Raw genomic sequence first — 23,138 nt, forward strand, 5'->3', positions numbered from 1 at the left:
AGGATAGTGCCCGTGGGTGAGCGTTCCCGCCACGGGACGACCGGCGACAAACCACGACGACGGCACCCCGGTTCCGGGGGCTGGACGTTCGTCCGGCGACCCGATACTTCTTAGGTGCGCTGCCGACGTAGTCCGTCGCCGGCCCGCGCGTGGGCTGGAACGGATGCGGAGGTAGTCGAGCGGTGCCTGATCGACCGGTTCTGGTGCGTGCACTCTTGCTCGTCGTCGGCGTGCTGATGGTGGTGACCGCGGCCGTGCCGATGACCGCGAGCGCGCGGCCGGAGGTGCCGCACGAATGGCGTGAGGCCTATATCGACGCACCCGACGGCACCCGGCTGCACGCCGACATCCTGCGCCCGGCCGGTCTGGCCGACGATGAACGCACGCCGGTGATCCTCACCGTCAGCCCGTATCGCGCGCATTCGGCGTACCTGAGCGAGCCGCGGCTCGAGGGCGGGCCGTCGGTGGAGAACCTGACGCCCGAGCTGTTCCTGAACGCCGGCTACACCTACGTCATCGTGGACCTGCGCGGATTCGGCGGATCGTCGGGCTGCCCGGATTTCGGCGGACCGGGTGAGCGAGCCGACGTGGCCACCGCGGTGGAATGGGCGGCGAGCCAGCCGTGGTCGAGTGGCAAGGTCGGCATGTGGGGCGCCTCCTACGAGGCGTGGACCGGATTGATGGGGCTGGCGACCAAGCCGAAGGGCCTGGCGGCGGTCGCGGCGTTCGAGCCGGTGGTCGACCCGTACACCTACCTGTACATGGAGGGCGTGTCGTGGAAGTTCTCCGGTAAACCCGTCACCGAGGACGGGGTGCGGCCCGCCGACCTCGCCGGTTTCGAACACGTGCTGATCGCCTCTACCCCGCCGCACCCCGGCGACTCACCCGAGTACCAGGCCAACGCACTGCAACTGCCGATGCAGTGCTACGCCCGCTACCTCCAGGACATCACCGACCACAACGGCGACACCGCGTTCTGGCGCGATCGCGATCTGGTCGCCAAGCTGGGCGGCACCACCACTCCGCTGTTCCTCGGGCAGGGGTTCCTCGACTACAACACCCGCGCCTACCGCGTCCTCGACCTGTGGAACAACCTCGGCCCGGGCGACCACAAGGCATGGTTCGGGCAGTGGGGACACCAGACCTGCCACGAGAAGTGCGCGACCCCGCATTTTGACACCGAACTGCTGGCGTTCTTCGACAAGCATGTGGCCGGGCGCGACGTGCAGATTCCGGGACCGCGGGTCACCGTCGGGCAGTTCGACGGACGGTGGCGCGGTGAGACGCAATGGCCGGCCGCCGACACCGTGCGCGTCCCGGTCGAGCTGCGCACCGGGCGCTATACCGATCGCGGATTGCTGCCGGGACCGGACCGAGAGATCTGGTCGGTGACCGAGCCCTTCGACCGTGCGGTGCATCTGTCGGGAATCCCGACGGCGACGTTGTCGCTGGCCGGGCCGCCGAACGCGACGGTGGCGGTGGAGCTGTTCGATATCGCGCCGGACAACAACGCCGTCGTCATCACCCGCGGGATCGCGCCGGTGAGCCAGACCGCGCAGGTGCGGCTGCTGGCCCAGGATTGGCCCATCGCGGCCGGACATCGGCTCGGCGCGCGCATCACCGATGTGGTGGACGACGTCTGGTCGCACTCCCCCGCCTTCGCCGAGGTCACCGTCACGGCGGCGCGACTCGAGGTGCCCGTCCTGACCCAGCCGCGCACGGCCGATCTGCCCGGCGGTATCGGCGAGGCCATCCCGAAGTGGCATCGCAAGAAGACCCGCACCCTCGATGCCGGGGTGGTGAACAATGCAGTGGTGCCGATGAAACTGCCCACTGCGCCCACCCGATGAGCGGGGCCGCCCGCAACGAGCCCGACGAAGGCGCCCCGGTCGGTGCCGCCGATAGGTCCGTGCCCGCCGCTGGACCACGTGAGCCAGGCGCGGGCGGGTCGGCGTCCGACGGCACGGTAGCCGGGGAGCGGCCCGATCGGGGCGAGCCGGTTGATCCGACCACCGGCGGTCGAATGGTCGGGGCGGATGTCGAATCCTCCGTGCCCGCCACATCGGAGGCTCGGGCGCTGGCCGCTGCCGGCAGCGATCCCTTCGGCCGGTCGCACCCGATCGACGGCGTCGATGACGCGACGGCGGAGCGGCTGGCAGCGGCGCTGCGGTGTGCGACCGTGTCGCGGGAGGATCCGGCCGAGATCGACGATGCGGCGTTCGCGCTGTTGGCCGAGCACCTGGAGCGGTCGTTCCCGCGAGTGCATGCCGAGCTGGAACTGGAATTGTTCGGGCACAGCAGGCTCTACACCTGGCCCGGGACGGATCCGTCGCGGACGGCGGCGATCCTGCTCGCGCATCAGGATGTCGTTCCGGCCGATGATCAACCGCATTGGACGCATCCGCCGTTCATGGGTGTCGTCGATGAGCAGTACATTTGGGGGCGCGGCGCGATCGACGACAAGAGCCGGGTGATGGCGATCCTCGAGGCCGTCGAATCAGCCCTCGCCGCGGGGATGCGGCCGGCGCAGACGGTGTATCTGGCGTTCGGGCACGACGAAGAGGTCTTCGGCGACGACGGCGCTGTCCGTATGGCGCAGGCGCTGCGCGAGCGGGGTGTGCGGGCGGAACTGCTGCTCGATGAAGGCGGGGTGATCACCGAAGGCGTCGCCGATGGCGTCGCCCGGCCGGTGGCCTCGATCATGGTGGGCGAGAAGGGATACGCGACCGTCCGGCTGTCGGTGAACGATGTCGGCGGGCACTCGTCGATGCCGGGGAAACAGACGGCGGTCGGGCGCATCGCGCGGGCGGTGGGGCGGCTGCAGGATCGGCCGATGCCGCTGCGATTGACACCGGTCATCACCGACATGCTGAGCCGTCTGCGCGCGGCCATGCCACCGGCCCGGCGCAAGGTGCTCGGCATGGCAGGGGTCGCCGGGCCCGTGATCACCCGGGTGCTGGCCGCCAGACCGCAGACCGAGGCGATGGTGCGGACCACGACGGCGCCGACCGTCATCCGCGGCGGGGTGAAAGCCAACGTGCTGCCCCAGCACGCCGAGGCGCTGATCAACTTCCGGATCCTGCCCGGCGACTCGGTGCACGGAGTGCTGGAACACTGCCGCCGCGTCGTCGGCGATGACGGCGTGCGGATCGAGCTGGTCGGCATGTCATCGGAGCCGTCTCGGGTCGCCACTGCCGGCCCGGCTTTCGACCGGATCGCCCGCCTGGCCAGCGAGGTGGTGCCCGGTATCGTCGTCACCACCGGCCTGGTCCCCGGCGCCACCGACTCGCGCCACTACGACGATCTGGCCCGCACCCGCTGCAACTTCGCCCCTGTCGTCTTCGACCGGACCGATCTCGAACGCATCCATGGAACCGATGAACGGATCTCCCGCGTCAACTACGCTCGCCTCATCGCATTCAACCGGCGGCTGATCGACCAGCTCGCCGACCCGGCGCCACGCCCCACCCGAGGAACCGACATATGAGCCAAGCCGCCGAGCCGGACAAGCACTCCGCCTCCAGCACAACCGATTCCGCGACGACCGACACCGGAAACGGTGCCGCGAAGACCCCGGCAAAGGCCGCGGCCAAGAAGGCCACCACGCGGGCCTCACGCGCCACCAAGAGCACATCCTCCGGCGCCGCGTCTGGCGCGGCAGCCAAGAAGGCCGGAACGGCGGCGAAGAAGGCCGGCACAGCGGCCGAGAAGACCGGCACAGCAGCGGCGGCGAAGAACACCGGCACGGCGGCGAAGAACACCGGCACGGCGGCGAAGAAGGCCGGCACGGCTGCCAAGACCGCCGCGAAGGCGACAGCGCGCGGCGCGGCGAAGGGCGCTGCGGCCACATCCGCCGCGACCAAGAACACGGCCGACTCCGAGGTGACAAGCGCGGGCACGCCCGCTTCCGGCACCGCCGATTCCACCGCCGCCCCGGCGAAGAAGCGGCCCGCGAAGAAGGCCGCGCCGAAACCGGCGACCACGGCCTCCGCCGACGCTGCCACCACCGAGTCGACGCCCGAAGCCGCCACCGGCACCACCGGCGACCGTCCCGCGAAGAAGACGGCCGCGAGCACGCGCGCCCGCAAGACCACTTCGACCAGCCCGGCATCGCGCCCGGCTGCGAAGAAGTCCGCTACCAAGGCGGCCGCATCGAGCTCTGCTACCGCGGACACCGACGCCGCACCCACGAACACGCAAGACGCAGGCAGCTCCGAACCGCTGGGCGCTGCCGCGAATACAAAGGCATCGAGCTCCGCACCGGACTCCGCCACCGCAGTCACCGATGCCACCACCAACACGCAAGAAGCAGGCGGTACCGAACCGGCCACCGCCGCAGCAGGACCGGCCACCGACGACGCTTCCGAGGCCAGCTCCGCCGTCGCTGCTTCAGCCGAGACCAGCGCGGGTTCGGGCAGGATCGGCGTCGATTCAGGCGAGACCGACGTAGTTCCGGCCGAGTCCGACGCAGTATCGGCCGAGACCGACGCACCTTCGGCCGAGACCGACACGGCTCCGAGCGCACCCGACGCAGATTCGGCCGAGACGAGCGCAGCCCCGGGCGAGACCAACACAGCATCGGCCGACACCGACGCACCTTCGGCCGAGACCGACACGGCTCCGAGCGCACCCGACGCAGCTCCGCGCGAGACCGATGCAGCTCCGGGCGAGACCGGTGCAGCATCGGCCGACACCGACGCGGTTCCGGTCGCTTCCAGTGCGAATTCGGGCGAGTCGAGCACAGTTTCGGCCGAGACCAGCACGGTTCCGACCGCATCCAGCGCGGATGCGGCCGTGTCCAGCGCAGATTCGACCGCGACCACCAGCGAAGCTTCGGGTGACGCGAACGGCGACGACGCGGAACCCGCCGCGGGCATCGCCGTGTCCGACGACACCGCGGCATCCGGCGCCGCGACGGCACTCGACAGCGAGTCGACCGGCGCAGAGAACCCGCCGGAGAGCGCGGACGCAGCCGGCGCGAGCTCAACTGCGTCCGCGACAGATAGCGCCGCCTCGACCTCCGGCGAACAGCCCCACGCCGATTCCGGCTCCTTCATCGGGCACGGTGCCCGGATCGAGTGGCGGGCCTGGCTGCCCGAAGGCGGGGCGCGCGGGGTGATCGTGCTGGTGCACGGTGTCGCCGAGCATGCCGGGCGGTATGAGCATGTGGGGCGTCGGCTGGCCGATGCCGGGTTCGCGGTGTACGCGCTGGATCATCCGGGGCACGGGAATTCCGGTGGGGCGCGGGCGAATATCGGGTCGATGGATGCGGCGGCCGATAATGTGGCGACGTTGCTCGCGATGGCGCGGCGGGAGTTCCCCGCGGTGCCCGCGTTCCTGCTCGGACATTCGATGGGCAGCCTGATCGTGCTGTTCCTGGTGACGCGGGCGCCGATCGAGGTGGACGGTGTCGTGGTGTCGGCGCCGCCGCTCGACATCCCGGTGGGCAATCCGATTCAGCGGCTGCTGGCACCGGTGCTCACCAAGCTCACACCGAATCTCGGTGTGCTGAAACTGGATTCGTCCGATATCAGCCGCGATCCGAAGGTCGTCGCCGCCTACGACAGCGACCCACTGGTGTTCCGTGGCAAGCTCCCCGCGCGGACCGCCACCGAAATACTCAACGCCGCAATCGCCGTCAAGGGTCGCCTGCGGAAGCTCACCGCACCGACGCTCGCGATGCACGGCACCGCCGACACCATTGCCGCGCCGTCGAGCACCGATCTCATCGAAAAGGGCGCGGGCGCCGAGGATCTCACCGTGCGCCGCTACGACGGCCTGTACCACGAGATCTTCAACGAGCCCGAGCAGGACCAGGTGCTCACCGACGTCGTGGACTGGTTGGAAGCACACCTCGGCACGTAGGCCGGCCCGCACAGCAGAAGGCGCCGAGGTCGACAACCCGACCTCGGCGCCTTCGCTGCTCGGACTACCTCAGTTGTACTTGTTGGCGCAGGCCGCCTCGCCCTCGAGCACACCCAGACGGAACGCCTCGAGCCGCAGATACCCGCTCTCCACGGTCTCGCCGTTGACGTCGCTGGCCGCCAGACCGTCGGAGAGAAGACCGGAAATGGCCTCGTCCAGATCACCGGCCGAGAGCTGAACTTCACGGCCCGGCTTGCTCAGTTCGGTGGTGATCGCACCGGACAGGCAGGAGGTGCGCAGGCCGGCGGTGTCCGCGCCCTCCAGCGACAGGCCCCGTGCCTTCTGCACGGCGAGGGTGTAGCGGGAGATGAAGACGACGTAGGCGTTGTAGTCGCCGCTGACGATCGCCGAGAGCGGTTTGTCCTCGTCCTCCAGCGGGCCCGCGCGTTCGGCGAGCGCCGGGATGTCGGTGCCGATGGAGTTGGCGTCCGGGCAGTAGGACACCGGCTGGGTGACGGTCACTCCGGAGCAGCTCGACGCCACACCCGAGTAGTCGTACTGCGGAGCGGCATCCGACGGCAGCGCCTCGGCCGCGGCATTGGCGACGCTGACCAGCGATTCCTGATCGACCGGCAGCTGACGTTCGCCGTGGTCGTCTTCGAAGGTGATCGGCAGGCCCGCACGGCGCTGTTCGATCTCGTCTTCATTGATCGCCTTGCAGGCTTCGGCGCCGCTGGTGTAACCCATCTGCACCGCGGTCACCCGCTCGAACGCCGAACCGTGCACGTTGTCCGGGTCGTCCGGGTCGCGGTCGCGCACCGCGACGGTCGCGCCGAGCACACCGTTGAGGCCGTCGGTGGTGTTCATCGTGAAGTACTGGGAATCGCCCTCGGCGACGTAGCGCAGGTACACACCGGCCAGGCAGTCGGCCTGCTGTTCGCGCACCAGCCCGGGGGTGCGCCGGTCGGAGATCTTGGCCTGGCCTTGCAGGGCGTGGCCGTACTCGTGGGCCAGCACCATGACCACCGACATGTCGCCGAACTCTTTGACCAGCTCAGGGAGCAGCACGCCGCGGTCCCAGCCGATCGAATGGTCGGAGCCGCAGTAGGCGGCATTGACCATTTGATAGGTGTCGATGGTGCAGAACTCGACCGCCTCGGATTTCGGTGCCAACGCGGACCAGGAGATCAGCTGCTGCACCGGCTCGAAGGTGCCGGGAAAGGTCTTGCTGTACTCCTTTTTCCAGAATTCCTGCACGTCGTAGACGGCGTTGAGGGCGAGTTGGTCCATCGGCCCGCCGTCACCGTTCTCGGCCTGGATCGGCGCGTCCGGGGCGTCGGGGCGCGGCCCGCTCGGACCGGTGCTCGACGTGGCACCCGCGATCTGCCACGGGTTTTCCTGCCCCGGACCCGACTGCGCTGCCTCGGCCGATTCCGAACAGCCGGTGAGCACCAACGCGGCGCACGCCGCGATGGCGGCGGCAAAGCGCAGCCGCTTGTTCCTTGTCACTTGAATGCCTCCCCAAGTTCGACCGGGCCGGAATACAACCCGGGCCCGGACCGGCGCCGCATGCGCCTGCCGTCCGAGCGCTCCACATCGTAATCGCTCGGCGGCGCCGATACGCATCGTCGCGGCGGAAATTCGCGGCGATGCGGTGTCTCGATCAGTGCAAGTGGATGCGGGCCAGGACGGCGCGATGGTCGGTGCCCGGCACGACCATGGTCCAGACCTCGTCGGCGGTGGCGTCGGCGAGCAGGACGTGGTCGATGCCGATGACCGGGCCCCAGCTCCGGTCCTGTGGGTAGCTGCGCAGTGGGCCCGCCCCGGCCTGATCGGCGGCGGATTCGAAACGGCCGCGCAGCAAGTCGCGGAAGCCGCTGTGGTCGCGGGTGGCGTTGAAGTCGGCGCCGACGATGGCCGGACGCTGCTCCACATCGAGAAGGTCGCGAATGGCGCTCAATTCGCGCTGCCACCTGTCGAAATCCAAGGGCGGCGGTACCGGATGGAAGGCGTAGACCGCGATGGCGCCGCGATCGGGGTGGTCCATGATCGCGGAGATGTTGTTGAGCAGGAATCCGTCGTAGTTCTCGGTGTCGCGCAACGGGTATCGGCTGTAGATGCCGGTGCCGACGCCGCCGGCCTCGGAATCTTCCAGGTAGTGGTACGGGAGCAGAGTGTCGATTCCGGCGGCGGTGAGTCCGGCGACGGCGGCGGGGGTGAGCTCGTTCAAGGTGAGCACATCCACGCTCTGCGCGCGCACGGCCTCGACCAGCGCACCCGTATCCGCCCCGCCGAACAGCAGATTCGACTGCATCACGGTCAGTTCCGGCCCGGTGGCGGCGTGGCCGTCCGGCACGTAGATCGGTACTTGGGTCCACAACGCTGCGGCCACCGCGACGCCGGCGGCGATCATGCTGCGCCGCCCGCGAGCGATGACGAACAACACCAGCGCCACGATCGTGCCGAGCATCAGCAGCGACGCACCGGAAGCCAGCAGGACCATCGTCCGCCGCTGCGATCCGCTGAAGTACAGCGCGATCCCCGCGACTCCCGCCAGCAAGGCAACCCACCCCGTGCCGAGCAGCGCTCGGTTCACCCATGTTCGCATGTCTGGGACCCTAGAACGGGCCGGTGACGGATTCGTGGATCAATTGTGTGGATCCTGTGAGAATCGACTCGCCCGGACAGGAGGAGCACCGTGTACTTCGAAGAATTCGATTCCCCCGGCGCGCTCACCCGCGACGCCGCCGAAGCGTTGCTCGACGTGGCGGGCCGCTACTCCTCCACCATCGTCGTCACCGCCAACGCGCACTCGGTGCACGCGCCGCTACTGCCGCTGTGCTGGGAAGAACTCGGTATCGCGGCAGGTACCGCGGTCACCGTCACCGCCGACAACGGGCATCAGCCGCCCGATCTCGAAGACCGCCGTGCGCTCGGCGATTTCGTCGGCAGCTTTCGCCGACTCACCGCGCCGGGCGCTCGATAGTGGTCGAGCACCGCGCCGCCGACTGCCGCCGAAGCCCGAAGCCCGAAGCCCAGGTCAGCGCGGACTGTGGATGTCGAGGCCGGCCAGAAGCCTCCACTGCTGCGCCGGGATGGTGAACGGCTCGGCCGGGAGCGCCTGAAGGCACACGTGGTCGGCGCCGGCGGACAAATGCGCGGCGATCCGTTGGCCGACTCGGTCCTCCCCGATCGCGACCAACGCGTCGACGAGCCGGTCACTGCCGGGTGCGGCGAGATCGGCGTCGGTGAAGCCGAGTCGCTGCCAGCTCGCCCGGTATCCAGGGTTGGTCAGGTAGGCGCCCACGTGTGCGCGAGCGCGGCCGCGGGCATCGGCGTCGTCGGCCCCTACCACCACGGCCTGTTCGACCACGAGCGTCCGGTCCGGCCCGAGAACGGCACGCGCCTGCGCGGTGTGTTCGGGTGTCGTGAGATAGGTGATGGCGCCGTCGGCCCTGTCCCGGGCCAGTTCCAGAGCGCGCGGGCCGAGCGCCGCGAGTACTCGCGGTAGGCGGCCGGAGTCCGGCAGTCCGAGCTGGGCTCGCAAGCTGTCGGGCGCGTCGAGATCGTCCAGGTAGGCGCACAGGGCGGCCAGCGGTTTGCGGTATTCGAGTCCGAGCACACCTTCGACGACACGAGGATTGGATGTGCCCGCCCCGAACACGAATCGCCCCGGGTAGGCGTCCAGGACCGCCCGGGCCGAGGCGCGCATCCAGTGCGGATGGCGACCGTAGGTCACCGCGATCCCCGTGCCGACCACCAGCCTGCGGGTGGCGGCGAGCAGTCCGGCGGCCGTGACGAACGGGTCGTGCGCGAGCCCCTCGCTGAGCCAGATCGCGCCGAGCCCCAGGCCCTCCAGCTCCGCGGCCATTGCCCCGACCACCGGCGGCGGCTGCAGATCGAGCCCGTTCACCCAGATGCCGGTACGCGGCAGATTCGGCGGCAACATCACGTTCGGCTCCTGTCGATTACAATTCGGAATGCCATTCCGAATATACGGAATGGCATTCCAATTAGCCACAGGAGGCCCGATGGACCACGGAGAGTCAGCGCCGCCGGGCGGAGTGCGAGCCGATGCGCGCCGCAGCCGGGCACGACTGCTCGAGGCCGCGCACACCATGTTCACCAGCGAGGGCGTCGATGTGTCGTTCAATGAGATCGCCCGTCGCGCCGGGGTGGGACCTGCCACGCTCTACCGGCATTTCCCCCAGCGCGAAGACCTCATCGCCGCAGTGGTCGGCACCAGTCTCGACGAGGTGATCACGCTCGCGAGCACTCTCGATGCCGAGCCCGATCCCGCTGTCGCGCTTGCCCGCTGGGTCGGCGCGCTGGTGTCGCACATTCGCCGGGTCCGCGGGCTGTCCGAGGAGATCATGCGTGCCCTCGAGGTCCCCGACAACCCTCTCGCGCCGCATTGCGCCGCGGCACTCGACGCGGCAGGCACCGTGCTGTCCCGCGCCCAACAGGCGGGGCGCGCGCGACCGGAAGCCACCACCGACGACATCGTCAAGATCGCCGGCGCGATCGCGTGGACCAGCGACCAGTCCGACGCCACCGCGCAGGCCACCGATCGTCTTGTCGGTCTTGTGCTGCACGGCATCATCGATTCCGACCGCTCGCCCACATGACGGTGCCTGGCGCCCGCCGAGCCTGTCTGCGGAATCCGCTGCGTCGCCGGACAACCGAACCCCAGCCGGTCATCCGCCTCGGTCAGGCCCCGAATACCCGCTCCACCACGCCTTTCGCGCGCCGGGTGATCCGCATGTAGTTGTCGAGGAATTCCCCGCCGTCACCGTTGCGCCAGCCCGCCGCGTACGCCACCGCCGACAGCTGCGGGCCGGGCGCGGGCAGTTGATCGCTCGGTTTGCCGCGCACCTGGACCAGGGCGTTGCGGGCCTTGGTCGCGATGAGCCAGGCCTGGCGCAGCAGGTCGACGTCCTCGGGGTCGAGCAGGCCCTTGCGCTCGATGACGTCCAGCGTCTCCAGCGTCGAGGTGTTGTGCAGCTCCGGTACCTCGTGGGCGTGGCGCAGCTGCATGAGCTGCACGGTCCATTCGATATCGGCGAGCCCGCCGCGGCCGAGTTTGGTGTGGGTAGCCGGGTCGGCGCCGCGCGGCAGGCGTTCGGAGTCGACGCGGGCTTTGATCCGGCGGATCTCGCGCACCGATTCGGCCGACACCCCGCCCGCCGGATACCGCACCTCGTCGATGAGGTGCAGGAACCGCACGCCGAGCTCCTGATCTCCGGCGACCTGGTGGGCGCGCAGCAAGGCCTGCACCTCCCACGGCTGCACCCACTGCTCGTAGTAGGCCGCGTAGGAGGCGAGGGTGCGCACGAGAGCGCCGTTGCGTCCCTCCGGTCGCAGCGCGGCATCCACCTGCAGCGGCGGGTCGGTGCTCGGCGCGCCGAGCATGCGCTGCACCCGCTCGGCGATGCCGGTGGCCCAGCGCACGGCCTTGGTCTCGTCCTCGCCGGGGCGCGGATCGCAGACGAACAGCACATCGGCGTCGGAACCGTAGCCGAGTTCCATGCCGCCGAGCCTGCCCATGCCGATCACCGCGAAGTCGGCGGGCGCGGGTGCGCCGCGTTCGGCCTCGCTGGCCCGGATCACCGCCCGCAGCGATGCCTCGAGCACCGCGACCCACACCGACGACAGGGCCCGGCACACCTGCGGCACATCGAGCAGGCCGAGCAGATCGGCGGAGGCGACCCGGGCGAGTTCGTGCCTGCGCAGCGATCGGGCCGCGGCGACCGCGCGGTTCGGGTCGTCGTAGCGGGCGGCGGCGGTGAGGATGCCGCGGGCGACGTCCTCGGGTTGCGGGCCGAGCAGCAGTGGCCCGCTGGGCCCGTCGGCGTACATGCGGATGGTCTCTGGCGCGTTGATCAGCAGATCGGGCAGGTAGGCCGAGGAGCCGAGCACGATCATCAACCGCTGCGCGACCGCACCCTCGTCGCGCAGTTCGCGCAGGAACCAGGTCTGCTCGGCCAGCCCCTCCGAGACCCGCCGATAAGCCAGCAGGCCGGCGTCCGGGTTGGGGGTATCGCCCAGCCATTCCAGCAGCGTCGGCAGCAGCAGCGCCTGGATACGACCCTTACGCGACACCCCTCCGGTGAGTGCGCGCAGGTGGCCGAGCGCGTGTTCGGGGGCGGCGTAGCCGAGGGCGGCGAGCTGGCGCACGGCCGCATCGGGGCTCAACCGCAACGCGTCCGAATCCAGCCGGGCGACCGACTCCAGCAGCGGCCGGTAGAACAGCTTGGCGTGCAAACGCCGCACCCGGACGGTGTTGCGGCGGATCTCCGTGCGCAGCACCCCCACCGCGTCCTGGCGCCCGTCGGGACGCATATGGGCGGCCCTGGCCAGCCAGCGCATGCCATCGGCGTCGTCGTCGGCGGGCAGGGTGTGGGTGCGCTTGAGCCGCTGTAGTTGCAGCCGGTGTTCGAGCAGGCGCAGGAACTCGTAGGAGGCGGTGAGGTTGGCGGCATCGTCGCGGCCGACGTAGCCGCCGGCCGCCAAGGCGGTCAAGGCTTCGACGGTGCCCTGCACATGCAGGGTGTCGTCGACCCGGCCGTGCACCAATTGCAGCAGCTGCACGGCGAATTCGACGTCGCGCAAACTACCGTGGCCCAGCTTCAGTTCACGTTCGCGCAGGTCGGCGGGCACCAGGTCCTCGACGCGGCGGCGCATGGCCTGCACGTCGGGGACGAAGTCGGTGCGTTCGGAAGCCGACCACACCATGGGCATGAGCGCGTCGCGGTATTGCTCGCCGAGGGCCAGGTCACCGGTCATCGGGCGCGCCTTGAGCAGCGCCTGGAACTCCCAGGTGCGCGCCCAGCGCTGGTAGTAGGCGATATGCGATTCGAGAGTGCGCACCAGCGCACCGGCCTTGCCCTCGGGTCGCAACGCGGCGTCGACCTCGAAGAAGGCGGCGCTGCCGATGCTCATCATCTCCGCGGCCAGCCGGGCGGCGGTGGCGTCGGCCGGTTCGGCGGCGAACACGATATCGACGTCGGAGACGTAGTTGAGTTCGCGCGCACCGCATTTGCCCATGGCGATCACCGCGAGCCGCACCGGGCACGGCTCGTCGCGGCAGACCCGGGCGACGGCGACCGCCAGCGCCGCGGTCAACGCGGCATCGGCGAGGTCGGTGAGATGGCGGCCGACCACCTGATACGGCAGCACCGGCTCGTTCTCCACGGTGGCCGCGAGATCCTGGGCGGCCAGCAGCATCAGCTGATCGCGGTAGCGTTTGCGCAGCAGCGCAACGACTTCCGGGCCGGACTGCCCGGCCCGGAACAGCATCGGGGCGGCGTTCGGGCCCGTCTCCGGTACCGCGTCGACGGCGTCGAGCAGATCGGCGACCAACTCGTCGCGGTCCGGGAGATCGGTGCGGCGCAACGACTTCCACGCCGACGGATCGGCCACCAGATGGTCACCGAACGCCGTCGACGAGCCGACAAGAGCGAACAACCGGCCGCGCAGGGCCGTATCGGTGCGCAACGCCGAATCCAGCTCGGCCCACTCGTATCCGAGCGCCTCACGCAACCGGATGATCGTATTCAGCGCCAGGTCGGCGTCGGGCGCGCGCGAGAGCGCCCACAGCAGCGGGATGCCATCGATGTTGTCCCATGCCAGTTCGGCCAGGGAGGCGGCAGCCGTCGGCTCGAGCAATCCGAGACGGCCGACGCCGGGGACAGCGGAGCGGGCAGTCGGGGGCCGGACCATGCTTTCAAATTACATGCTCGCGCGCAGGTCGTGGTGGGCACGACCGCACCGCGGCCTCACAGCCCGAGATACTCCCTGAGTTCGAACGGCGTCACCTGGCTGCGGTAATCGGCCCACTCCCGGCGCTTGTTGCGCAGGAAGAAGTCGAACACGTGCTCACCGAGGGTTTCGGCGACCAGTTCCGAGCGTTCCATCGCCTGCAACGCCTCATCGAGGGTGCCCGGCAGCTCCCGGAAGCCCATCGCGCGGCGCTCGGCGGCGGTGAGCGACCAGACGTCGTCCTCGGCCTCCGGCGGCAGCGTGTAGCCCTTCTCGATGCCGCGCAGGCCTGCGGCCAGCAGTACCGCGAAGGTCAGGTACGGGTTGCAGGCCGAATCAGGGCTGCGGATCTCGACACGGCGCGAGGAGGACTTGTTCGGCGTGTACATCGGCACCCGGACCAGCGCGGACCGGTTCGACCGGCCCCACGAGGCCGCGGTGGGCGCCTCACCGCCGTGGATGAGTCGCTTGTAAGAGTTGACCCACTGGTTGGAGATGGCGCTGATCTCGGGGGCGTGCTCGAGGATGCCCGCGATGAACGCGCGCGCGGTCGCGGAGAGGTTGATCGGATCGTCGGGATCGTGGAAGGCGTTCGCCTCGCCCTCGAACAGGCTCATGTGGGTGTGCATGGCCGAGCCCGGGTACTGGGCGAACGGCTTGGGCATGAACGTCGCGCGCACGCCCTCGTCGATGGCCACTTCCTTGATCAGGTAGCGGAAGGTCATCACGTTGTCGGCCATGGACAGCGCGTCGGCGTAGCGCAGATCGATCTCCTGCTGGCCGGGCGCGCCCTCGTGATGGCTGAACTCCACCGAGATACCCATCGACTCGAGCGCGTCGATGGCGTGGCGGCGGAAGTTCGGGGCGGAATCGTGCACGGCCTGGTCGAAGAAGCCGCCGCTGTCGGCCGGCACCGGATCGGCGCCGTCGGGGGTGTTCTTGAGCAGGAAGAACTCGATCTCCGGATGCACGTAGCAGCTGAAGCCGACGTCACCGGCCTTGTTCAGCTGACGGCGCAGCACATGCCGCGGATCGGCCCAGGACGGTGAGCCGTCGGGCATGGTGATGTCGCAGAACATGCGCGCGGAATGCTGGTGGCCCTTGCTGGTCGACCACGGCAGCACCTGGAAGGTGGACGGGTCGGGGCGGGCGACCATATCGGCCTCGGAGATCCTGGCGAATCCCTCGATGGCCGAACCGTCGAAACCGATGCCTTCCTCGAAGGCGCCTTCGAGTTCGGCGGGGGCGATCGCCACGGACTTCAGATAGCCCAAGACGTCGGTGAACCAGAGCCGCACGAAGCGGATGTCCCGCTCTTCGAGCGTCCGCAGCACGAATTCCTTCTGGCGATCCATGACCGCGACTGTAGGCACCCGGCGTTAAATCTGTGTTACATGGCGACACGGGGTTTGTATCCCGCGATGTGAGCTCACCTGCGCGTCAGCACCTGAGCCCGGGTTGCGGCGCGATCAGCTCGGTCAGGTAGGCGACGACCGCGTTGTCCACACACGGCGAACCCTCGTTCAGCACCACGGTATGGCTATCGCCTTCGTAGGTGATCAACGCGGCGCCCAGCTGCTCGGCGAGGTCGACGCCGGCCTGATACGGGGTGGCCGGATCGCCGGTGGTGGACACCACCAGCGTCGTCGGCAGGCCCTGCACCGAGATCTCGTGCGGCTGACTGGTATTGGGCACCGGCCAGCTCGCACACAACTCCAGCGGCGCGGCCCCGGTACCGCGGCCGTCGTCCATGAACGGAGCGGCCTTGCGGTACTCGGCGTCCTGCCGTGCCGCCACCGCCGGATCGGTGATGCGCGGATCGTCGACGCAGCGGATGGCGTTGAAAGCGTCGTTCAAATTGTTATACGTGCCGTCTTCGTTGCGGCCGTTGTACAGATCGGCCAGCTGGAGCAGCGTGTCGCCGCGACCCTGGCTCAATTCGGTCAGCCCGAGCGACAGCACGCGCCAGAAGCTTTCGCTGTAGAGCGTCTGCCGCACGCCGGTGAGCGCATCGCCGTAGCTGAGGCCGCGGGTGTCGGTGGTGGCGGCGGGCTTGTCCCACAGCGGGTCGACCAGCTCCCGGAACCGCTTCACCGCCGTGGACGCGTCGTTACCCAGTGGGCATTCCGGCCGGGTGACGCAGTCGGCGGCGTAGGCGTCGAAGGCCTGTTGGAAGCCTTCGGCCTGGCGCAGCGATTCCTCCACCGGGTCCTGGGTGGGATCGATGGCGCCGTCGAGCACCAGGGCGCGCACGTTGCCGGGGAACTTCTCGGCATACGCGGTGCCGAGGCGGGTGCCATAGGAGTAGCCGAGGTAGCTGAGCTTCGGATCACCGAGCACCGCCCGGATGACGTCCATGTCCTGCACCACCTCGCGGGTGCCGACGTGGGCCAGGAACTCCTTGCCGGTGCGTTCGACGCAGGCGTCGGCGTATTCGCGGTTGTCGGCCTCCTCGGCGGCGATGCCCTCCGGGGTGTTGACCACCGGCGGCTCGGCGCGTTCGGCGTCGGCTTCCTGCGGCGTCAGGCAGGCCACCGAGGGCGTCGAGGCGCCGACGCCACGCGGATCGAATCCGACTCGGTCGAAACGTTCGGCGATCGCGGTGCCGCCGCCGACCGTCACGGTGGACAATCCGGACATACCGGGTCCGCCCGGGTTGAGCAGCAGCGAGCCGATGCGATTCGCGCCCTCGGCCTTGACCCGCGACAACGCGATCTGTGCGGTCGCGCCATCGGGATCGGCGTAGTCGACCGGGACGGTGATCCGTGCGCATTCGGTCGCAGGTGGCAGCGATTCGTCCGGGCCGGTGAAATCGGCGCAACTACCCCACTGCGGGGTCTGGGTGTAGAACTCGGCGAGTCCGTCCGGCGGCGGGGGCGCCGCGACCGCGGGTTCCTGCTTCGATTCGGCACAACCGGCCGCCAACGCCGTCACCGCCAGCACCGTCACCAGCACACCACGCCCACTCCGCACGGCGCCATGCTAGCCGCGATTCCGGTCGCCGCCGCACCGCGCCAGCTGGGCCGGGCCGGTCTGCGCGGCGCGCGGACCGCTGCCGCGCAGCGTGGGACAAGGGAACCGGCGCACGGCATCGGGCCGGCGAGCAACAGCGCAGCGACGGCCGCGCATCCGATGACGGTGCCCGGCGCATGTGACCAACCGCACTGGTCGCTGGCCTTAAATGCGTAGTGCGGCCGGTGGCACACTGGATGGCGTCACCCAGACCCGGGGACCCGTACGACGGGCCTCGAGGACGACGAAAGGGACGATGATGTCCGTATCCGATTCGGAAACCCCCGCCTACGGCGCTGCCTCGGCCGAGGCGAAGCCCCGGCGTAAGACCCGCGTCCATCATCTGCAGCAGATGAAGGCGACGGGCGAACGCTGGTCCATGCTCACCGCCTACGACTACTCGACGGCCCGGCTGTTCGAGGAGGCCGGCATTCCGGTGCTGCTGGTCGGCGATTCGGCGGCCAACGTGGTCTACGGCTACGACACGACCGTGCCGGTCACCGTCGACGAGCTCATCCCGCTGGTGCGCGGTGTGGTGCGCGGCGCGCCGCACGCCCTGGTGGTCGCCGATCTGCCGTTCGGCACCTACGAATCCTCGCCGCAGCAGGCGCTGGCCACCGCGACCCGGTTCCTGAAGGAAGGCCAGGCGCATGCGGTGAAGCTCGAGGGCGGCGAACGGGTGGCCGAGCAGATCGCACTGATCACCGCCGCGGGTATCCCGGTGATGGGCCATATCGGCTTCACTCCGCAGAGCGTCAATACCCTTGGCGGTTTCCGGGTGCAGGGCCGCGGCGACGGCGCCGAGCAGCTCATCGCCGACGCCATCGCGGTCCAGGAAGCGGGCGCGTTCTCGGTGGTGATGGAGATGGTCCCGGCCGAACTCGCCGGTCAGGTCACCCGCAAGCTCACCATCCCCACCGTCGGGATCGGGGCCGGCGCCGATTGCGATGCCCAGGTGCTGGTCTGGCAGGACATGGCCGGCTACACCAGCGGCAAGACCGCCAAATTCGTCAAGCGTTTCGCCAACACCGGCGACGATCTGCGCGCCGCGGCCGCCGCCTACGCCGAGGAAGTTCGCACGGGCACCTTCCCCGGGCCCGAACACAGTTTCTGAACCGTCGACAACGAGCTCGGCCGGGCCCGCGCGGATCCCTCCCGCGCTGCCCGGCCGACGCCGTTGCGGCCCCCTCGTCTAACCCCACACCCGACCCCGGCCCGGGAACACCGCACCGCCGGCGTACCGGAAAAATGGCAGACTCGTATCGACAATCTCGAGTCGAGCAGAGGTACTGATGCCGGAACGCCGTTGGATTTCCCGGAGCACACTGGTGGTCGCGGGAGCGTGTGCTGCTGTCCTATTGACCGCGTGCGGAGGTGAATCCGGCACCGGCTCCAGCGGTACCACCGGGACGACCGCCGCGCCGACCAGCCTTCCGGCGACCACACCTGGCGCCACGTCCCCCGCCCCCGGCACGCCGCTCGAGGTCTCCGATTCCGCCGCGACGGCCTTGTGCGAGATGATCCGCCCCGAGCTGTCGAACTGGCGGGTGCAGGGCCCGACCCTCGGCCGCATCGGCTTGAACGCCATGGTGCACGACTGGGCGCTGCGCAACGGCGCGATCAACGCCCAGGTGCTCGCCGATAAGCAGTCGATCGACCGGATCACCACCAAGGCCTGCCCCGAGGTGCGACAGGAGGCGATCGACGCGCTGCAACTGCCGGATCTGGCGTCCGGCCTGGCATTCTGATGCGCACCCTTTACCCGCCGATCGAGCCGCATCAGCAGGGCATGCTCGACGTGGGTGCGGGCCAGTCGGTGTACTGGGAGGTCAGCGGCAATCCGGACGGTAAGCCCGCGGTGTTCCTGCACGGCGGGCCCGGCGGCGGCACCGCACCATTCCATCGCCAGTTCTTCGATCCGGAGCGGTACCGGATCGTGCTGTTCGATCAGCGCGGCTGCGGGCGCTCCACCCCGCATATCGCCGACGGCGCGGATCTGTCGGTGAACACCACCGACCATCTCATCGCCGATATCGAGCAGTTGCGCGAGGCGCTCGGCGTCGAGCAGTGGCTGGTGTTCGGCGGATCGTGGGGTTCCACCCTCGCGCTGGCCTACGCGCAGCGGTATCCGCGGCGGGTCACCGAACTGGTGCTGCGCGGGATCTTCCTGTTGCGGCGCAAGGAAATCGACTGGTACTACAACGGCGCCGCCGGCTACGTCTACCCGGACGAATGGGAGAAGTTCCTCGCACCGGTGCCCGAAGCCGAGCGCGACGGCGATCTGGTGCAGGCCTATCACCGGTTGCTGCACTCCCCCGACGAGGAGATCGCCACCGCGGCCGCCATCGCCTGGTCCACCTGGGAGGGTGCGACGAGTTCGCTGCTGCCGCAACCGGATCGGGTCGCCGAAACCGGTGAGCCGCGCTTCGCGCTCGCCTTCGCGCGGATCGAGAATCACTATTTCCGGCACGGCGGTTTCCTCGACGAGGGACAGTTGTTACGCGATATCGACACGATCGCCGACATTCCCGCGGTGATCGTGCAGGGCCGCCACGACATCGTCTGCCCGGCGGTCAGCGCATGGGAATTGCACCGCGCCTGGCCCGGTTCGGTGCTGCACATCGTCGACGATGCCGGGCACGCCGCCAACGAACCCGGAATCACCCACCATCTCGTCGAAGCCACCGACGGGTTCGCGAAAGGACGCTAGGTCATGACGGCCACCGCCGCAGACGCGCTCATCGCGGCGCTGGGTGAGGACATCGACCGGCTGCTGGCCGCCGAACCGGAGGTGCGCGCCGACGCCTGGGATTCGGTGCATCAGATGCGCGTGGCCACCCGCAGATTGCGCAGTGTGCTGCGGTCCTATCGCCGGTTGTTCAAACGCAGGCCCGCCGCCGCGATGGTGGCGGAGCTGGCCTGGCTGGCCGGGCTGCTCGGGGTCGCCCGGGATGCGGAGGTGCGGGCCGAACGGTTCGCGGCGCTACTGGATTCCGAGCTCACCGAAGGCGCCGATCCGGATGTGCTCGGGGCCGTCACGCATCGGCTGGTGGCCGCCGAGCGGGAGCGGTACTCGGCCGCGCACACCGAGGTGCTCGGCGCGCTGGACAGCGCACGCTATCGCGCGTTGCGGGATCAGCTCGCGAGCTGGCGGACTGCGCCCCCGCTGCGCAAGGCACGGGTCAGCGGGCCGGCCGACGACGCCTTCCGCTCGGTGTTGCACCGCGACCGTGCGCGCCTGCAACGGATGGTCGGCGCGGAGGTCACCGTCGCCCCGGCGGATCGCATCGAGCTGCTGCACGATATCCGCAAGGGCGCCAAGCGGTTACGGTATTCCTGCGAAGCCGCGGCCGACACGCTCGGCGGCGAGGCGGACGAACTCGGCAGCCAGGCCAAGCGGTTGCAGACAGTTCTCGGTGATCACCGCGACGCGGTCGAATCCCGTGCAGCCATCCTCGCCCGCGCCGCAGAAGCACGGGCAGCCGGCGAATCCACGGCGCTGTATTCAGCGCTGGCAGACGCCGAAGACCGGGCCGCCGGTGAGCATTTGGCGAAATACCCTGTCACTGCGGCTTCGCTGCTGCCCGGTTAGGCGTGCTCGGTATCGCGGGAGCCCCGGCCACGCGTTCGACCGAGTAAGTCGGCGGGCGTCGACCCACTACCTCGGCGGACGTCGGCTCAACGGCCCGGCGCGTATCCGCTCGTCACCATCCGCGCCGGGCGTTCTGCACCGTGGCGACCGGGCCTCAACGCACGTGGGTGAACAACACCTTCCGCGCCACCGGATCCGCCGATGCCAAACGCACCCGCACCCTGGAACCCTCGGTCGGCGACCCCTCACAGGGACCCACCAGCGGCGGGTCGGCGATGAAGATCTCGGCGGGCCGGTTGCCATTGCCTTCGCGTACCACGACGGCCTCGAATTCGGCGCCGATGCGCTGCGACAGCAGGGTTGCCTCGGTCAGGTCGATACAGGCGCGTTCGACCTTGTTCGCCACACCGTCGCTGCGTTTCATCGTCTCGGCGGTCGCGGCCAGGCCGTCGCGCACCCACTGCGGCACCGGGGTGCCAGCGCAGTGGGCCAGGCAGATCTCGGTGGTGAACCGGTCGACCAGGCGCCGCAGCGGCGCGGTGACATGCGCGTACGGCGCGCCGATCGCGCTGTGGCGCAAGCTGTCCGAGGACGGGTCGGTGCCGTCCAAGACGGTGTAGGCTGCGCCGCGCAGCAGGCCGGTGGCCTCGGACATGAGCACCAGCGTCGCCGGCGAATTGGGATCGAGTGCCGCCAGCATCCGGCCCACCGGCTCACCGGCGGGCCAGTCGATGCCGAGGGCGGCGGCGGTGCGGCGGATCGAGGCAATGGCCGAATCGGGTGGCGGTGGCATGGTGCGCAGCAGGCCGATGCGTTCACCGGAGCCGTCGGCGCCGTCGAGCATGATGCGGGCCGCGCACATGCCTGCCAGCAGCGACACCTGCTCGTTCCAGTCGTCGGCGGCGGTGCGCGGTTCGAGCACAAGGCGCCAGTGCCCGTCGGCGCCCTCGTCGCGGATCACGCTCTGCGCAGGCAACCGCAGTTCGATCGCGCCGCGTTCCAGTCCGGCCGCGATGCGTTTGGTGCCGAATTCCGGCAGCGCCGCGATCGAGGGGTGCAGGCGGCCGGCGTCGGCGTCGGCCTGCACACCGGCATAGTCGAGGCGGGCCCGGGAGCGCACCAGGGCGCGCTCGACCGAATACCGCAACGGCTCGGCGTCGTGATCGAGTTCGATGGTCCACAGGGCGGCCGGGCGGGTCTCATCCGGCAGCAGACTGGCCGCGTTCTCCGACAGCACCGGCGGATGCAGCGGCACGGTGGTGTCGGGCAGGTAGAAGGTCTGGCCGCGGGCGCCCGCTTCGGCGGCCAGCGCGCCGTCCGGGATGACCACGGCGCCGAGGTCGGCGATGGCGTAGTGCAGCAGGAAGCCGGTGCCGGTGCGTGCCAGGTGCAGCGCCTGGTCGAGATCCATCGCGCCCGGCGGGTCGATGGTGACGAACGGGATGTCGGTGCGATCGGAGCGGTCGCCCGCGAACACGTCGACCGCGTCGCGGGCTTCCGCGGTGGCCTCGGCCGGATAGGCCGAGGTCAGTCCGAATTCGGATCGAATGGCGCCGAAATCGACCGGCGCCGAGACGATCCGCTGGTGGAGTTCCACGCTGAGAATTCTAGGTCGCTACTTCAGCGCCAGCATGGTGCCGCTCAGCTGGTCGAACGGCCCGAAGACGGTGAAAACGACGCGGCCCTCGGGGTACTCCGACGACAACGCCGCCGCCGAGTCCAGGGCGTAGCCGAACGACGCCGCCGACGGGTGCGGCAGCCCGGCGATGGTGCGCCCGACACCACTCTGGTGCACCCATTTGGTGTCGGCGGGGGTGAGGTCGACCTGCACCCCACCCGGCAGCGGAGTCACCGCCACCGCGCCGGCGTTACCGGCCCCGAGCGTGGCGAAAACCGATGCGGCCCCGGCGATCAATGCGCCGGCGACCAGAGAACGAACTACCCGCATATGAGTTGAGACCTGCTTCCCGAGAGTTTCAGTGTGAGGTGATGCATCGCGGCCCCGCGAGGCATCTCGATCCAACGGCGACCACTCTATGACCTCTATCACGTTCTCGGCCAGTTCCGGATGAATCCGGCACCTCAGCGGCGCCGACTCGGCAGCCGGCGGGCGCGGTCGCTGCTAGGGTGGCCGAGCGTAACCGTCCCGTAAGACGAAATCTTGGGAGTTCCGCACCTCATGTCCACTCTTGTGTACGACTACCTGCTGCCCCTGCTCGGTCCCGAACAGGCCGCCAACTTCGCGCGGATGCTGTTGATCGGCCCCGCCTGAGGTAGTTGCGCAGTCGCCTCCCGCTGCTCGTGCGGGAGGCGCTTTGCCCCGGGTGCCGCTAGCATCCGGCAACGTGATCAGAACTTCCGCCGCCATCGCGGCAACTGCCAGCGCCCTTGCCCTGTTCATCGCCGGTTGTGAGGACGAGACGACCTCGAGTTCCGCGCAGTCCACGGCCTCCGCTTCCGCGACCGCCTCGGCCACCGCCTCGGCCACCGAGTCCGGCGATGCGGCGGCGCCGTCGACGGGCGCGACCTCCCCGAAGGGCGATATGAGCCTGGATTCGGTCAAGATCGGCTCCTTCGTCGTCGCCTACAAGCAGGCCTTCCCGAGCCTGGCCGAGGGCCGCAGCGACGAGGAGATCGGTGAGATCTTCACCGAGACCTGCGACGATATCCACGAGGGCAAGGCCGAGGACGAAGTCCTCACCGAAATCTCCAACCGCACCAAGAACGGTCGCGGCTCGGCGTCGCCGGAGGAGTCGAAGGCCATCTACGAAATGATCAAGGTGCTCTGCTGATCACGGCGCTCTGAGACCTGCGAAGACTGATACCGACGCGGCGGCGCCCCTGCTGGGGCGCCGCCGCTCGGCGTCTGGGGCGGACGAGCCGGCGTATAAGCCGGATCCTGTCCCCG

Annotated in this window: 19 protein-coding genes; 10 read left to right on the plus strand and 9 right to left on the minus strand. The window is 69.6% G+C overall.

Features of this window, described 5'->3' with window-relative positions; genetic code table 11:
* Positions 1 to 203: 203 nt before the first annotated feature.
* Positions 204 to 1,850 (plus strand): CocE/NonD family hydrolase, encoded by a 1,647-nt coding sequence (locus AC5W7N_RS23850; RefSeq protein ID WP_495922206.1) that lies wholly within the window; start codon positions 204 to 206, stop codon positions 1,848 to 1,850.
* Positions 1,851 to 2,050: 200 nt separating this feature from the next.
* The gene (locus tag AC5W7N_RS23855; RefSeq protein WP_495922208.1) at positions 2,051 to 3,487 is read left to right on the plus strand and encodes a M20 family peptidase; all 1,437 of its coding nucleotides are present in this window, start codon (positions 2,051 to 2,053) and stop codon (positions 3,485 to 3,487) included.
* On the opposite strand, the gene AC5W7N_RS23860 is transcribed toward AC5W7N_RS23855, so the two are convergent.
* Positions 3,420 to 4,283: a hypothetical protein gene (locus tag AC5W7N_RS23860; RefSeq protein ID WP_495922210.1), complete on the minus strand. Its 864-nt coding sequence runs from the start codon at positions 4,281 to 4,283 to the stop codon at positions 3,420 to 3,422. The two genes, AC5W7N_RS23855 and AC5W7N_RS23860, sit on opposite strands and share 68 nt — an antisense overlap.
* A gap of 511 nt (positions 4,284 to 4,794) precedes the next feature.
* On the opposite strand from AC5W7N_RS23860, the gene AC5W7N_RS23865 reads away from it, so the two are divergent.
* Complete coding sequence (locus tag AC5W7N_RS23865) at positions 4,795 to 5,865, plus strand: alpha/beta hydrolase (RefSeq protein WP_495922212.1); 1,071 nt, start codon at positions 4,795 to 4,797, stop codon at positions 5,863 to 5,865.
* 69 nt (positions 5,866 to 5,934) lie between these two features.
* Here the strand turns inward: AC5W7N_RS23865 and AC5W7N_RS23870 are convergent, their stop codons facing one another.
* Entirely contained in the window at positions 5,935 to 7,374 is a 1,440-nt protein-coding gene (locus AC5W7N_RS23870; protein WP_195007260.1) for a neutral zinc metallopeptidase, read from the minus strand.
* A gap of 154 nt (positions 7,375 to 7,528) precedes the next feature.
* Entirely contained in the window at positions 7,529 to 8,473 is a 945-nt protein-coding gene (locus AC5W7N_RS23875; protein WP_495922214.1) for an endonuclease/exonuclease/phosphatase family protein, read from the minus strand.
* Between the two features lie 90 nt (positions 8,474 to 8,563).
* Between AC5W7N_RS23875 and AC5W7N_RS23880 the strand changes: the two genes are divergently transcribed.
* A complete protein-coding gene (locus AC5W7N_RS23880; RefSeq protein ID WP_163814200.1) occupies positions 8,564 to 8,851 on the plus strand; it encodes a hypothetical protein in 288 nt (95 codons plus the stop codon).
* 54 nt (positions 8,852 to 8,905) lie between these two features.
* On the opposite strand, the gene AC5W7N_RS23885 is transcribed toward AC5W7N_RS23880, so the two are convergent.
* A complete protein-coding gene (locus AC5W7N_RS23885) occupies positions 8,906 to 9,814 on the minus strand; it encodes a TIGR03620 family F420-dependent LLM class oxidoreductase (protein WP_495924192.1) in 909 nt (302 codons plus the stop codon).
* Between the two features lie 82 nt (positions 9,815 to 9,896).
* Here AC5W7N_RS23885 and AC5W7N_RS23890 point away from each other — a divergent pair, with 82 nt between their 5' ends.
* The gene (locus AC5W7N_RS23890; protein WP_495922216.1) at positions 9,897 to 10,493 is read left to right on the plus strand and encodes a TetR/AcrR family transcriptional regulator; all 597 of its coding nucleotides are present in this window, start codon (positions 9,897 to 9,899) and stop codon (positions 10,491 to 10,493) included.
* Positions 10,494 to 10,575: 82 nt separating this feature from the next.
* Here the strand turns inward: AC5W7N_RS23890 and AC5W7N_RS23895 are convergent, their stop codons facing one another.
* The 3 genes from AC5W7N_RS23895 to AC5W7N_RS23905 all read right to left on the minus strand — a co-directional run bounded on the left by AC5W7N_RS23895 (position 10,576) and on the right by AC5W7N_RS23905 (position 16,599).
* Positions 10,576 to 13,587: a bifunctional [glutamine synthetase] adenylyltransferase/[glutamine synthetase]-adenylyl-L-tyrosine phosphorylase gene (locus AC5W7N_RS23895; RefSeq protein ID WP_195007259.1), complete on the minus strand. Its 3,012-nt coding sequence runs from the start codon at positions 13,585 to 13,587 to the stop codon at positions 10,576 to 10,578.
* A gap of 56 nt (positions 13,588 to 13,643) precedes the next feature.
* Positions 13,644 to 14,981, minus strand: coding sequence for a type I glutamate--ammonia ligase (gene glnA, locus AC5W7N_RS23900; RefSeq protein ID WP_036535109.1), 1,338 nt, complete (start codon positions 14,979 to 14,981; stop codon positions 13,644 to 13,646).
* A gap of 85 nt (positions 14,982 to 15,066) precedes the next feature.
* Entirely contained in the window at positions 15,067 to 16,599 is a 1,533-nt protein-coding gene (locus tag AC5W7N_RS23905; protein WP_495922218.1) for an alpha/beta hydrolase, read from the minus strand.
* A 298-nt stretch (positions 16,600 to 16,897) separates the two neighbouring features.
* On the opposite strand from AC5W7N_RS23905, the gene panB reads away from it, so the two are divergent.
* The 4 genes from panB (at position 16,898) to AC5W7N_RS23925 (ending at position 20,230) form a co-directional block, all read left to right on the plus strand.
* The gene (panB, locus tag AC5W7N_RS23910) at positions 16,898 to 17,752 is read left to right on the plus strand and encodes a 3-methyl-2-oxobutanoate hydroxymethyltransferase (RefSeq protein WP_163814196.1); all 855 of its coding nucleotides are present in this window, start codon (positions 16,898 to 16,900) and stop codon (positions 17,750 to 17,752) included.
* A gap of 244 nt (positions 17,753 to 17,996) precedes the next feature.
* Positions 17,997 to 18,386, plus strand: coding sequence for a hypothetical protein (locus tag AC5W7N_RS23915; RefSeq protein WP_228806089.1), 390 nt, complete (start codon positions 17,997 to 17,999; stop codon positions 18,384 to 18,386).
* Positions 18,386 to 19,348, plus strand: a complete 963-nt coding sequence (gene pip / locus AC5W7N_RS23920) for a prolyl aminopeptidase (RefSeq protein WP_495922220.1) — start codon at positions 18,386 to 18,388, stop codon at positions 19,346 to 19,348. Before AC5W7N_RS23915 ends, pip begins: the two co-directional genes overlap by 1 nt.
* Positions 19,349 to 19,351: 3 nt before the next feature.
* On the plus strand, positions 19,352 to 20,230 hold the full coding sequence (locus tag AC5W7N_RS23925; protein ID WP_194989807.1) for a CHAD domain-containing protein: 879 nt from the start codon (positions 19,352 to 19,354) through the stop codon (positions 20,228 to 20,230).
* 154 nt (positions 20,231 to 20,384) lie between these two features.
* Here AC5W7N_RS23925 and AC5W7N_RS23930 read toward each other — a convergent pair whose 3' ends face one another.
* Together AC5W7N_RS23930 and AC5W7N_RS23935 are read right to left on the minus strand one after the other, a co-directional pair.
* Entirely contained in the window at positions 20,385 to 21,827 is a 1,443-nt protein-coding gene (locus AC5W7N_RS23930; protein WP_194989806.1) for an RNB domain-containing ribonuclease, read from the minus strand.
* Between the two features lie 18 nt (positions 21,828 to 21,845).
* Complete coding sequence (locus AC5W7N_RS23935) at positions 21,846 to 22,178, minus strand: hypothetical protein (RefSeq protein WP_138446546.1); 333 nt, start codon at positions 22,176 to 22,178, stop codon at positions 21,846 to 21,848.
* A gap of 397 nt (positions 22,179 to 22,575) precedes the next feature.
* Here AC5W7N_RS23935 and AC5W7N_RS23940 point away from each other — a divergent pair, with 397 nt between their 5' ends.
* Entirely contained in the window at positions 22,576 to 23,022 is a 447-nt protein-coding gene (locus AC5W7N_RS23940; RefSeq protein WP_195021135.1) for a hypothetical protein, read from the plus strand.
* Positions 23,023 to 23,138 lie beyond the last annotated feature (116 nt).

The sequence above is a fragment of the Nocardia sp. CDC519 genome (assembly GCF_059509835.1).

Bases quoted from the DNA above. Each gene is read 5' to 3' on its own strand.
- AC5W7N_RS23895 (WP_195007259.1), bottom strand. From the start codon at position 13,587: ATGGTCCGGCCCCCGACTGCCCGCTCCGCTGTCCCCGGCGTCGGCCGT.
- panB (WP_163814196.1), top strand. From the start codon at position 16,898: ATGTCCGTATCCGATTCGGAAACCCCCGCCTACGGCGCTGCCTCGGCC.
- AC5W7N_RS23885 (WP_495924192.1), bottom strand. From the start codon at position 9,814: ATGTTGCCGCCGAATCTGCCGCGTACCGGCATCTGGGTGAACGGGCTC.
- AC5W7N_RS23890 (WP_495922216.1), top strand. From the start codon at position 9,897: ATGGACCACGGAGAGTCAGCGCCGCCGGGCGGAGTGCGAGCCGATGCG.
- glnA (WP_036535109.1), bottom strand. From the start codon at position 14,981: ATGGATCGCCAGAAGGAATTCGTGCTGCGGACGCTCGAAGAGCGGGAC.
- pip (WP_495922220.1), top strand. From the start codon at position 18,386: ATGCGCACCCTTTACCCGCCGATCGAGCCGCATCAGCAGGGCATGCTC.
- AC5W7N_RS23875 (WP_495922214.1), bottom strand. From the start codon at position 8,473: ATGCGAACATGGGTGAACCGAGCGCTGCTCGGCACGGGGTGGGTTGCC.
- AC5W7N_RS23935 (WP_138446546.1), bottom strand. From the start codon at position 22,178: ATGCGGGTAGTTCGTTCTCTGGTCGCCGGCGCATTGATCGCCGGGGCC.
- AC5W7N_RS23925 (WP_194989807.1), top strand. From the start codon at position 19,352: ATGACGGCCACCGCCGCAGACGCGCTCATCGCGGCGCTGGGTGAGGAC.